At 39.6% G+C, this 12,526-nt stretch carries 10 protein-coding genes; 7 read left to right on the top strand and 3 right to left on the bottom strand.

Annotation, left to right across the window (positions count from 1 at the left end; genetic code table 11):
- Positions 1 to 232 precede the first annotated feature (232 nt).
- Positions 233 to 1,141 (bottom strand): LysR family transcriptional regulator, encoded by a 909-nt coding sequence (locus NST97_RS09490; protein ID WP_144598212.1) that lies wholly within the window; start codon positions 1,139 to 1,141, stop codon positions 233 to 235.
- A gap of 142 nt (positions 1,142 to 1,283) precedes the next feature.
- Between NST97_RS09490 and NST97_RS09485 the strand changes: the two genes are divergently transcribed.
- The 5 genes from NST97_RS09485 (at position 1,284) to NST97_RS09465 (ending at position 6,921) form a co-directional block, all read left to right on the top strand.
- Positions 1,284 to 2,456, top strand: coding sequence for an MFS transporter (locus NST97_RS09485; protein WP_066247323.1), 1,173 nt, complete (start codon positions 1,284 to 1,286; stop codon positions 2,454 to 2,456).
- A 105-nt stretch (positions 2,457 to 2,561) separates the two neighbouring features.
- Positions 2,562 to 3,491, top strand: a complete 930-nt coding sequence (gene glsA, locus NST97_RS09480) for a glutaminase A (protein ID WP_340882010.1) — start codon at positions 2,562 to 2,564, stop codon at positions 3,489 to 3,491.
- Between the two features lie 123 nt (positions 3,492 to 3,614).
- The gene (locus NST97_RS09475; RefSeq protein WP_341343103.1) at positions 3,615 to 4,730 is read left to right on the top strand and encodes an IS4 family transposase; all 1,116 of its coding nucleotides are present in this window, start codon (positions 3,615 to 3,617) and stop codon (positions 4,728 to 4,730) included.
- A gap of 187 nt (positions 4,731 to 4,917) precedes the next feature.
- Complete coding sequence (locus NST97_RS09470; protein ID WP_341343147.1) at positions 4,918 to 5,322, top strand: cytosolic protein; 405 nt, start codon at positions 4,918 to 4,920, stop codon at positions 5,320 to 5,322.
- 357 nt (positions 5,323 to 5,679) lie between these two features.
- A complete protein-coding gene (locus NST97_RS09465; RefSeq protein WP_341343146.1) occupies positions 5,680 to 6,921 on the top strand; it encodes a S1C family serine protease in 1,242 nt (413 codons plus the stop codon).
- 183 nt (positions 6,922 to 7,104) lie between these two features.
- Here the strand turns inward: NST97_RS09465 and NST97_RS09460 are convergent, their stop codons facing one another.
- On the bottom strand, positions 7,105 to 8,577 hold the full coding sequence (locus NST97_RS09460) for an MFS transporter (RefSeq protein ID WP_339210313.1): 1,473 nt from the start codon (positions 8,575 to 8,577) through the stop codon (positions 7,105 to 7,107).
- A gap of 285 nt (positions 8,578 to 8,862) precedes the next feature.
- A complete protein-coding gene (locus NST97_RS09455; protein WP_339193286.1) occupies positions 8,863 to 10,626 on the bottom strand; it encodes a thiamine pyrophosphate-requiring protein in 1,764 nt (587 codons plus the stop codon).
- Positions 10,627 to 10,772: 146 nt separating this feature from the next.
- Between NST97_RS09455 and NST97_RS09450 the strand changes: the two genes are divergently transcribed.
- The gene (locus NST97_RS09450; RefSeq protein ID WP_063386271.1) at positions 10,773 to 11,639 is read left to right on the top strand and encodes a LysR family transcriptional regulator; all 867 of its coding nucleotides are present in this window, start codon (positions 10,773 to 10,775) and stop codon (positions 11,637 to 11,639) included.
- Between the two features lie 124 nt (positions 11,640 to 11,763).
- Positions 11,764 to 12,456, top strand: a complete 693-nt coding sequence (locus NST97_RS09445; protein WP_063386365.1) for a TerC family protein — start codon at positions 11,764 to 11,766, stop codon at positions 12,454 to 12,456.
- Positions 12,457 to 12,526 lie beyond the last annotated feature (70 nt).

Below are 12,526 nucleotides of genomic sequence, written 5' to 3'. Positions count from 1 at the left end.
CAAAATGATGTTAAAGACAAAAAAAGAGGAGACAGATACAAGAGTTCTTTCCCCAATCATCAAATCGGCTGCTAAAATGCATTGAAATTTACTTTGGCAGAGAGGGAAATGATTATTTTCATTGTACTCCTGCTTCTTTTTTTATTGCGGTTATTTCAATTATTCTCCTTGTTTAATTAAGGATTTGATAGAGAATTTTAATTGCCAGTATCATTTCATGAGATTATTTCTATTAAACTTGGTGAAAAAACGGAATGACAGATTTTCTCATTAAGTTAAGAAATGCATGAACAGTTGGAGACAAATTTCCACTTTTCCACGCAAAGGCAGTTGAAGTAGTAATTGGGTTGTTGTAAATGTCGCGATAGACAACTTTATTTTTTAATACATGCTGGATAGAGGATGGTACAATCGCTACGCCCATTCCTGATGAAACAAGGGATAGGACTGTAGGCAATTCTTGTGTTTCTTGAACTACTTTAGGATGGAATCCCGCTTGATAGCAACTGTTTATCACAGTATCATAGTGGCTTTGATTTGCCTTCCTTCCCGTCAAAATAAATGAATCGCCCGCCAATTCTTCAAGATGAATCGGGGAAGTGCCGGAAGCTAGCCGATGATCCTCTGGCAGAGCAATCATCATTCGTTCTTGCCGAATAACCTCGAAATGAATTCCGTCATTTTTTATGTTGGCGGGTTGGCAAAGGATTCCTATATCAATTGCGCCCTCATGCAAAGCTTTTAATTGCTCTCTAGTTGTCAATTGTTGCAAATCTATATGAATATTAGGATATGCTTTACGATAGTGCTCTATAATTGTTGGAAGAATATCATAGGCTGATGAGGAAATGAATCCTATCGCTATTTCTCCGACCTCTCCACGGTTCACCCTTTTTACTGATTCGACAGCTTCCTCCAGATCTTTGAAAATTTGATTAACTTTTTCCAAAAACAATTGGCCTTCTTTCGTCAGTTCTACTTTTCTTTTCGTTCGATGGAAAAGAGGCACGCCTATTTCTTCTTCTAATTGTCGGATTTGAAGGCTTAAAGGCGGCTGTGCCATATTTAAACGGGCTGCAGCTTTCCCAAAATGCAAATCTTCAGCAACTGTTAAGAAATATTTCAAGTGGCGCAGTTCCAATTAATCTCCTCCTTTATTAATATTTATAAGATATTAGTAGTTTTATAAATATATATTAGACATATTACATTCCGTCTTGTAAAGTGAAAAATAGATAAATCTTCCGTAAAGATAATTCCGTAAAAATGGAGGCTAAGTTATTATGCAAAAAGTTTTTCTCTTGACGATCGGTATGTTCGCTCTTGGGTTTGATGCTTATGTGATAGCTGGTTTGCTTCCGGATATCGGTGCAACTTTTCATATAACCCCTTCACAAACAGGGCAAGCCGTGAGCGTCTTTACGCTTTGTTATGCACTGGCCGCTCCGGTATTTGCAACACTGCTTGCTGGAAAACCGATGCGCAATATTTTATTGTTGGCGCTCGCAGTATTCTCGATAGGCAACGGGATAAGTGCACTAGCTTCAAATTTTTCCATGTTGCTGATTGCACGAGCAATTGCAGGCATCGGCGCCGGACTTTACTCTCCGCTAGCATCAGCAGCTGCAGCATCACTAGTGCCCGAACAGAAACGCGGCAGAGCACTTGGCATGACTCTTGGCGGCATGAGCACTGGAACAGTCATAGGAGTCCCTCTTGGACTGGTGATTGCGGAACATCTGAAGTGGAATGGAACTCTTTGGGTGATCACTGCACTAGGCTTAATTGCCATGATGGGAATTGCCATCTGGTTTCCACATTTTGCAGCTTCAGCTCCACCTTCACTCCGCCAGCGCGTCGCAATGATGACAAATAGACGGGTTGCAGCAATTGTTGGCATCACTTTTATGACCAGTGTTGCCAGCTTGGGTCTTTACACATATATTGCTGTTATTTTGAATAACTTGGCGGACATTTCCAACAACACGCCATATCTTTGGGCATGGGGAATTGGCGGCGTAGTTGGCAGTTTTTCCATCGGCGCTTTGATTGACCGGACAGGCAAACCGGGTTTGCTCATGGCAGGAATTTTGGCCATAATGGCTTTGTCCATGTTCAGTGTGCCATTCGCCCTTTCATTTCCGATCCTGTCATTTCTGCCTTTTATTCTATGGGGGGCGATGGGCTGGGCATCGCAAGCCCCGCAGCAGCATGAATTGCTTCACATACAGCCTAATCAAGGTGCAGCGGCCGTTGCTTTGAACAGTTCCGCAAATTATTTGGGCAGTGCAATAGGTTCTCTTCTTGGAGGGATAGTGATGCTGGCTGGATTGGCTCCTTCCCAACTTCCGTTTGCCGCCGGCGGCCTTGCATTAGTGACATTACTGGGACAATGGGGGATTTTATCAAGCAAAAGAAAGCATGGAAGTGAGAGAAAACAATCTATGCAACAATGACTATCTCCAGATTGAATAAACATATCATACTCATTTGTCAAATATCAAAGGGGTTGTTTATAAAATTTTATACAGCGAGCCATACTAAATAATGGTGATGGCTGAATGTACGAAAAAGAAGAATTGATCCGCTTTGTCCAAGAAGCGAAAAAGTATGGGCATCAGGGGAAAGTTGCCAGTTACATACCGGCTCTTGGCAAAGCAAATCCAAATGATTTATCTATTGCTATATATATGCCTGATGGGAGAATCATTGACGCGGGGGATGTAACGGTAAAAGTGACGCTTCAAAGCATTTCAAAAATTATCGCTTTAGCTCTTGTCATTATGGATCACGGTGAAAAGGAGGTATTCCAAAAAGTCGGGATGGAGCCGACGGGCGATCCGTTTCATTCCATTGCTAAGCTTGAGGAAACACAGCCTACAAAGCCGCTGAATCCGATGATCAATGCCGGTGCACTTGCCGTAACGCATATGATTTCGGGAAGAACGGTGAAAGAACGGCTGCAGAGACTCATTCGTTTTGTCCGCAAGCTAACAGGAAATCCAACCATTTCTTATTCGCAAGAAGTCGCTCAATCCGAATTTGAAACCGCGTTTTTAAACCGCTCCTTATGTTATTTTCTTCGACAGCATAATATTATAAACGAAGATGTCGAAGATCTGATGGAGCTTTACACGAAGCAATGCGCCATTGAAATGACATGCATCGATTTGGCGCGCATCGGCCTCGTTTTTGCGATGGATGGGCGCGATCCGTTTACAGAAGAGGAAATCATGCCGCTTGATGTAGCGCGTATTTGCAAAACGTTTATGGTCACCTGCGGCATGTATAATGCTTCGGGAGAATTTGCGATTAAAATCGGGATTCCGGCAAAAAGCGGCGTCTCAGGAGGCATACTCGCATCTGTTCCAAAAAGATGCGGCATCGGCATATTCGGTCCAGCATTGGATGACAAAGGCAATAGTCTGACCGGCATCAAACTGCTTGAATTTTTATCTAAAACATATTCATTAACACTAGCATTGCAGTAATTAAATCTGATGATTCAAAATACTAAGAATGTTCAATTTTTTATTGATTTCGAAACAAAAAAATCCTTTACAATGGAAGTACAGGTGGTTCCTGCCCAAATCCAATCGTAAAGGATAACCATTATGGACAAGAATACACTAATTTCATCATTTGGTAAATGGGTTTCACCCATAAATATTCAAAAACTTAGCGAACAAGTCAAAGAATTGAAACAGGACTATTACACAAAAAAGCTGACAACAGAAGCCTATATTAAACTTTTATTGGTAGCCCAGCTGCTCGAATTTACGAGCTTAGAGGAAATGAGTGATGCACTTGTAGACGAAGATCTTCAAAAAGCACTCGGATTTGAATCGATAAGTGCCTCTCAGCTATCCCGAAAAAACAATCAGATCCACCCACTAATTCTTGCAAATTTGTTCTTGGATCTTGTTTGGAAAATTCAACGGCACCATTATCAAAACGGAAAGAATATGCCACTGAAAATCATTGATTCAAGTACACTCCCGTTGAATTTGACCCATTATAAATGGGCAAAATTCCGTAAAACAAAAGCTGGTGTAAAGCTACACTTACGGCTCGTTTTCATGGATAAAGACACCGTCTATCCTGAAAAAGCAGTGATTACGACAGCAAAAGAACATGACCGAAATCAACTCGAAGTCCTAGTGGATGATCAAGAAGCCATGTATGTGTTTGACCGCGGTTATGTGGACTATGAACGTTTTGATCGGATGACAGATGATGGCTATTTCTTCGTTTCAAGACTGAAGAAAAACGCAGTCATTCGTGAAGTCTATACATTTTCACTTCCTGATGATTGTCACGTTCTATCCGATAAAATGGTCTACATTGGTACCACACAAAATCGTACTGAAAATGTCTATCGTCTACTAGAAGTTATGGACACAAAAGGGAACTTACTTCGTTTCATCACCAACCGATTTGATTTAAAACCAGAAGAGATAAGTGATATTTACCGATCTCGCTGGGCTATTGAGCTCTTTTTCAAATGGCTCAAGCAACACGTGGAAATTAAGCACTTTTATGGAATGAGTGAAACAGCTATTCAAAATCAAATTTTCTTAGCCCTTATCACGTATTGCTTACATGTTCTCATTCAATTGGAGATGAAAAGTAAGAAATCCCTACTTCGAATTACTCGTTGGTTAAAGAGAGCTCTGTGGAAACCAGCTTATGTTTGGTTGCGAAAATTTGATGGGCGAGCCAGTCCATAATCTCCCTTTTGTCGTTGTCGCTCTGGTTTAACTGTATATATTTACCAAATGGGCAGTGCCACCTTTCTTTAGGTTTTGTCTTTTTGGCACAAATTCACAAAAATTAATTAACAGAAAATTCTAACTATATTTATACAATGCTAATGATTCATTAAGTATTTTCTAATATTTGAGGAGGAGACATACGATGCTTGAATTCACTGTTAAATTTCACCTTGAAGATGATATGGAAGAAATGAAAGTGCAAAAGCTGAGCCCGGATGATTTTGAAAGGGTGACAGAAGGAGGGACAAGACATTTGTTTGATCTCGATACAAACATTGGTTTTTTCGTCTTTTTTGACGCTGGGGACAGCGATGGCAATATGTCTTATCTTTCCCTTCGCTACGAGGAGGACGAGGAAGATCCGAGCGAATGCTACCGGTTTGAACTAAAAGACTTTTATGAATTTATAGCTCTTTATCTAAATGACTTAGAATTCGGTGATGAAGTGATGGCGGAGCAGGAGGAAGAGGAAATATACAGCCCCATTCAGCATCTTGCTCATCTTCTTTTCCATGTTGCTGAAGAAGGGAAAACAGTTGAAGTTTGAATACGTTGAATGAAATCCAGGGCATGCATACGAATTCAAATGCCAATTTTTCAGAAAGGCTTATTTTCAATCAACAACATCTATGTGTTTCAGAATTGCATTTTTTGTAATAAATGAAAGTACCGCGGGCGATCCAGATTGATGTTCACCGTTTCGTTAGGGCTTGGCAGGAGAAACGATTTTTGAAAAGTGCTTTTGAACTATGGATTTGGCGAAAAGGTAAGAGGCGCATAATATCGAGCGGCGTCCGATCTTTTTTATATTTCAATGTTTTTTTACCTTTTGTTCATCGTTTCGTCATATTTTTTGCCTAGTATGTGAATAAGACAAACGATGAAGAAGAGGAGGGCTTTTGCTATGGGATATTATGATGAAATAGATCAAAACAATCGTGTGGAAAGAAAAAAGAACAGTTTGTTGAAGCCGGTTCTTTCTTCTTTAATCAGCGGTGTTTTGGGCGGAGCTGTTGTATACGGTGCGTTGACCTACTTGCCATTCCAAGATCATAACAAAGCTTCAAATGAAACAGAGCATATAGCGGTCAGTCAAAATACAAACGATCAGGAAGCATCTGTTAATGTTGCGAAGATTTCCAATCAAGGCGATATTGCAGAAATTGCTGAAAAACTTTCACCAGCGATTGTCGGCATTTCTAATTTGCAGCAGCAAAGGACAGATTGGTTTGGATCGCGCCAAGGTTCTTCCAGCGAAGAAGTGGAAAGCGGAAGCGGAACAGGAATTATCTTTAAAAAGTCCGGCAATGATGTTTTTATTGTTACAAATAACCATGTTATTGAAGGGGCTTCTTCATTGGAGGTAACGCTTTCCAATGGCGATAAGGAAAAAGCAGAGGTAGTCGGTGCTGACTCATTGACAGACTTGGCCGTCATAAAAATTAATAACAATAGTGTTAACACAGTAGCTGAGTTTGGTGATTCCGATAATATACGAGTCGGCGATCAGGTCATTGCAATCGGGAATCCGCTTGGCAGCGATCTTTCTAGAACTGTAACAGAAGGGATTATCAGCGGAGTCAATCGCACAGTGACGATTACAACTTCTGAAGGAGACTGGGCGCTTGATGTCATTCAAACTGATGCAGCGATCAATCCAGGAAACAGCGGAGGCCCTTTAATTAACATGGATGGGAAAGTCATCGGCGTCAGCAGTATGAAAATCAGCCAGGAAGGTGTGGAAGGGCTCGGATTTGCTATTCCAAGCAATGATGTTGTGAAGGCGATCAATCAATTAATGGAAAAAGGAAAAATTGACCGTCCGTTTCTTGGAGTTGCATTATTAAATGTAAGCGAGCTTCCTGAGTATTTCCTTAGAGACACACTCAATTTGCCATCTGACGTTAAAGAAGGTGCGGTAGTTGGAAGAGTTCAGGCAAATTCTCCCGCCGATCAGGCCGGATTGCAGGAAAAGGATGTGATCGTCGCATTGGATGGGCAAAGCATTCACAACACGAGTGAGTTAAGAAAATATTTGTACAGTGAAAAGAAATCAGGAGACTCAGTCAAAGTCAAATTATATCGGGACGGAAAAGAAAAGACCGTCACAGTTACCCTTTCAAGTCAAGACTTATCGCAAACCTGATCGGGAATAGTATTAAAAAGAAAGGGCCCGCAAAAAGTCAGTTCAATTAACTTTTTGCAAAGCCCTTTTTTCAATGGTTTTTCATCAATGTGAAAATGATCTATCTCTGATAAATGAATGATACTCGCCAATTAACAACAGCATCATTTGCTTAGAAAAATTTCATCGCTATACATAACTTGTTTACATATTTGCTTCGCTAGACGAGATAATTTTTGGTTGAGCAGATTGTACAGCTTTGCTTGAGATTGCTAAAACAAATAAACAACTAATACTAATTAAAACTCCGTCCAATATTAGCGGAGCTCCCCAGCTGCCTGTGCTGTCTCTTAAATATCCTGATACGACTGGCGACAATACGGCGCCAATTTCTGCTATCAGATTCAGCATGCCAAATGCCCCGCCTTGTTTGCCTTCCGGCGCCAATTCTGCATTTAATGCATGTGAAACCGGCTGCAATGCAAAAAAGAATAATCCTGATATAAATAAAATGATTGATGTAATAATCGGGCTGCTATTTTCCGTTTGAATATACCAAGCAAAAACAAATATTGAAACAGCTAAAAGAAAAGTTAAAAGCGCTAATACATTTCTGCGGCCGTTCGGTCTATCAGCTAACAGGTCAGAAATTTTTCCGCCAAGCGGGAACCCGATAACCCCTGCTACTGCGTTAAATGAAGCTACTGCTGCTGCGGCAACTAGTGCTCCGCCGCCAAATTCTTGGACAATTGCCGTAGACCAGAATCCATACAACCATAAATGCCATAAAATCGGCAGGAAAGATAGATAAAGGAAAAACAGGTTTTTATTCATAATCAAAGGGTGCACTTCTGATTTTTTTGTTACATAAAGATATATGATCAATATGGGGGCTAAACTAGCCAAAATAAAAGCTATGACAATCGATGAGAGCCCTAATTTTGTTGATGTGAAGTATATCGCCATGATGATAACCAAAAACACAAGTGAATAAATACTTAAGTGATATAACGATTTTCCGTAAAATTCCTTCACACCAGGTGAATTTGGATCTGCTGATTGTATCAATTTTTTATCAGGCTTCATAAATTTAAACATAAGAACAGCAACGATTAAAGTAATGAATCCCATGAATAGAAAAGGAACTCTCCAAGCCTCATTTCCCATTAGAGGAACAAAAGCTTCCAGAAGAAGAGGTGTACCGATTGTTGCCAACGTTAAGCCGATAGACAGGCCAGTAATAACAACTCCCATTCCTAAGCCCATTTTTTCCGGAGGAGTGTTGAAAGCAATATAGGATCTGTCATTTGAATAAAGGATTCCTTCACCTAATCCAAGTAATACACGGAATAAAACAAACATGACGAGTCCGCCTGATAAGCCTGTGAAAAAAGTGGCGACGGCTGCCCACAAAATACTTAATATAATAATAGGGCGGTATCCAAATTTATCTCCCAAGTTTCCTCCAGGAAATTGGTTTAACATAAATCCGGCAAAAAACAAACTGCCTATTAAGCCCCCAAATTCATGAGGATTCGGGACATCTGAAAAAAATGATATTTTATGTTCTATCATCCAAGTAACAATTGGGCCTGTCGCAGTTCTGTCGATATAAGAAACAACCCATCCTAGGAACAGCATTCCCCATATTGTATGGTACCTTTCCCATTTTTTCATTATCATTTTCACTCCTATCTAGATTTAAAATTTAACATAACCTTTAGATAACGCTTACATAAAAGGGCAAAAAGAAATAGAAAATGCTGCTGGTTGAATATAAGATCATTGGCTGCTGGTTTTTTATATTTCGGACGATGTGCGATGAAAGGAATATAAAACTTTTTTAGCCTACATTCTTGATGATTCCATCTTGTTTTTGAACTTTCTCCGCAGCTTTAAAATTTTTGTACTTTCAACTATTCCAAATGAATTCAAATTTTAAATGCTTTTTGCTCCCGCTTTTTAAACTGTGGAATGGTTTTTTTCCTCTCTCATTTGATTTTCTTGACTAATAGCGGGCAAATATACATCTAAAACAGCGGAACGGCCAGACTTGACAGTTTTTATTGCTTCATTCAGAGCCTCTTTCAGCTCATGAGGGTTTTCTATTTTTCTTGCATAGGCGCCACCTGCAGCTTCTGCAATTTTCGAAAGATCAGCATGAGGAGTGAAATCTACGAAAAATTGATTCGTTTCATTTGCGATACCATTCGGATGAACAGCTAAGGTTGACAGTTTCGGAGATTTCCAACCGCGATTATTATAAATTACGGTTAAAAATGGCGCGTCATATTTTTGCGATATCCAATGAACGCTCGAAGGGACGCTAAACAGATAAGATCCATCTCCAGTAAGGCTGATCACTGTTTTAGACGGGTCTGCCAGTTTTGCTCCTATCGCTGCTCCGCCGTTCCATCCAAGTCCGCCTCCGCCGCTGCCAAAAATAGAACCTGGTTTGGTCATTTGCAAATGGGTATATAATGTTTGGAAATTTGAAATGCCTTCATTGACAATAATCGTGTTTTCATCGCACACTTCCCGTATGCAGGCAGTTAAATACTCAGGCGTGATAATGTCGTCAAAAAATTGTTCAGCTTTTTTCCATTCTTCACGCTGAGCTTTATGATATTTTTCTATTTGTTTTCTCCTTTCATTTACTTGCAAGCTGTCAATGTCAGCGTTTTTAATCACTTCGTTCAACTGGCGCAAGGCCGTTTCGGCATCAGCTGCGAAAAAACGTTTTGATGGGATATACCATAATGTCATCCCTTCCTTCAGCGGATCTTCATCAATATAGTAAATCGTACAATTTGGCGATGGTTTATTATTCACTGGAATCCAAGGAACATCACTGTCAATGACCATTATAAAATCTGCTTTTTCGATTAAATCGTTTTGTGTTGAAGTATTCCACTGATATCCGCAATGAAGCGGATGATCAGATGGAAAGTTCATATAGTTTGGCACTGACTCTAAAACAGGTATCGCAAGTTTTTCACAAAATTTAACGAGTTCTTTCACCGCTTGTTTGTTTTTGCCAATATATGACGTGACAATGAGCGGATTATTTGCTGCCAGTAAATCTTTCACTAAAGGATCTATTTCTTGCGGTGCCAGTGCACGCGCTGCAATTGGTCTCCATTGCTCAGGATGAATTTCTACTTTTTCTACTTCCTCCTCCAAAACTTCTCTAGCGCTCGTCAAATATACGGGTCCTTTCGGGCTGCTTTGAGCAATTTGCAGTGCACGATGGACAATTTGTTTTACATTTTTCCCGGTGCGAATCTCATGAGTATACTTCATGTAACCCCTTACAATTCCGGGCTGATCGGGAACATCCTGAATCCAGTGAATAAATTCGTTCCTGCTTCCCCGAAGCTCCCCTTCTTGAGTATATGGAGAAGTTCCGGCAAAAATGAGGACAGGCACCCGACCTTTCCAAGCATTGTGAATGGCAGCGCCAAGGTTTTGCGTGCCGCATTCAACATGCACTAAAACAGCTTGAGGTTTCCCGCTTACTTGAGCATATCCATGTGCAGCGCTTAAGGCAACCATTTCATGTGGACAAGTAATGATTTTCGGAAAATCAATTCCCTCTTTTTCAGCTTCGGCAAGGGCTTCAATAATGGCAGGGTGATCGCTTCCTAGATTTGAAAAAATAAAGGAAACATCAGCTTCTTGTAACGCTTCTAAAAGTGCCTTGCTTGTCGTATATCGGCTGGTCAAACAACACACACCCTTTCAATATAATTTAGATAATTAATACTAGTCAGATAATTCCGTAATCAGAATTGTACTTGAAAAGAAAAGATAGTACAATACTATAATAACTATCATAATAATAGAAAATATCTATAGAAAGGAGCTATAAAATGGAGTTCCGTCTTTTGCAATATTTTGCAATATTGAGTCAAGAGCTGCATTTTACGAAAGCTGCAGAAAAGCTGGGGATTACGCAACCAACATTAAGCCAGCAAATTCGCCTTCTTGAAAACAGTCTTGATACAGTTCTTTTTCGAAGAATGGGGAAAAAAATTGAATTAACGGAAAGCGGAGAGATTTTACTTGAACATGTGAAAAAAATTTTTTCTGAAATTGATCAAGCAAAAATTAAAATACATGAATTAAAAGGATTGAATCGCGGCCATTTAAAAATCGGATGTGTTGGCAATCATCTTCTTTATTCTTCCTTGCTTACGTTTCACTCACAGTTTCCAAATATAAAACTCTCTGTTTACGATCTAAAAACGGAAGAAACGTTAGAAAAAATAGTCAAGTCTGAGCTCGATATAGGGATTGTCTATTTACCAGTTCATCATCCGCAAGTAGAGGTTATTAAATGGTTTTCATTAGAGTTTTTTGCCATTGTATCCCTTGATCATCCTTTAGCTGAAAAAAATTTAATATATTTGGAAGAGCTTCAATCGTACCCGATCTTTTTATTGCCCGAGCAATATGTTCTTAGACAGACGATCGATTCATTTTGTAATAAAGAAGGCATTAAGTTAAACCCAATTGTGGAATTGTCGGATACGTATTCGTTGTTAAAGATGACGCTTTTACATAACGGAATTACGATCCTGCCAAAGCTTTATGTTGAAAACAGCCCGGAGTTTTCTGTCAAGCTTTTGAAAATTGCAGACGAACTTCCGCGTAAAGAGGTTGCAATTATTTATCGAAAAGGTCTTCTTTCTTCCACTGCCATTCGAACATTTATCCAGCAGCTGACAAGGAGATGACTCATTTTAATTTTTAAATAGGTAAAATATTGGATTTGCTTTCAAAGGAAGGTAGGGATAGAATCTATACGTATACATTTTTTAATAGAGGAGCGAATAACAATTGGATTTATTTTCAGTTGGCATATCTATTTCATCTGACGCCATCATTGCCTTATTAAAAATTATTGCAATCGATATTATTTTATCCGGCGATAACGCAGTTGTAATTGCAATGGCAACGAGAAATCTGCCGAAAGAACAGCAAAACAGAGCTATATTCTGGGGGACTGGAGGTGCGGTCGCATTACGGATTTTGTTTGCATCCGTCATTGTTGTCCTGTTGAAAATCCCATTTGTCAACATTGTCGGCGGATTTTTGCTGCTTTGGATTGCTTATAAAGTTTTGGTAGATGACGGAGAAGCTGCGCATGTCCAATCTCAAAGCAGTCTGCTTAAAGCTATTCAAACGATCATTCTTGCAGATGCCGTCATGAGTTTGGATAATGTGGTTGCAGTAGCAGGTGCGGCACACGGCCATATCGGCATGATTGCGGTTGGAGTTTTGATCAGTATTCCAATTATGATTTTTGGATCAAAAGCGATCGTAAAATTAATGAACAAATTTCAATGGATTGTATATGTTGGATCTGGAATTTTAGCTTGGACCGCCGGTGAGATGATCTTTAAGGATAAACATATTGAACAATGGTTTCACATCCAAAACTTGTGGATCGAATATTTACTTATTGGAATTATGACATTGATTGTGTTAGCGATCGGTTATGAGAAAAATAAGCGTGCAGAGAAAGAAAATAAATTGCAGCATAGTGCTTAGCAGGCGGCTGTTGAAACGGCGCCTGTTTTTTATGAAAAGAAATTCCACGTTTTAATAGATTTAGTTATGT

Source organism: Aeribacillus sp. FSL K6-1305 (assembly GCF_038050115.1).
Lineage (GTDB): Bacteria > Bacillota > Bacilli > Bacillales > Aeribacillaceae > Aeribacillus > Aeribacillus composti.
The sequence above is the reverse complement of the archived record's forward strand: the minus strand, read 5'-3'. Positions and strand labels throughout refer to the sequence as shown.

Coding starts and splice junctions, on each gene's coding strand:
- glsA (WP_340882010.1), top strand. CDS start 2,562: ATGTACGAAAAAGAAGAATTGATCCGCTTTGTCCAAGAAGCGAAAAAG.
- NST97_RS09475 (WP_341343103.1), top strand. CDS start 3,615: ATGGACAAGAATACACTAATTTCATCATTTGGTAAATGGGTTTCACCC.
- NST97_RS09460 (WP_339210313.1), bottom strand. CDS start 8,577: ATGAAAAAATGGGAAAGGTACCATACAATATGGGGAATGCTGTTCCTA.
- NST97_RS09450 (WP_063386271.1), top strand. CDS start 10,773: ATGGAGTTCCGTCTTTTGCAATATTTTGCAATATTGAGTCAAGAGCTG.
- NST97_RS09465 (WP_341343146.1), top strand. CDS start 5,680: ATGGGATATTATGATGAAATAGATCAAAACAATCGTGTGGAAAGAAAA.
- NST97_RS09470 (WP_341343147.1), top strand. CDS start 4,918: ATGCTTGAATTCACTGTTAAATTTCACCTTGAAGATGATATGGAAGAA.
- NST97_RS09485 (WP_066247323.1), top strand. CDS start 1,284: ATGCAAAAAGTTTTTCTCTTGACGATCGGTATGTTCGCTCTTGGGTTT.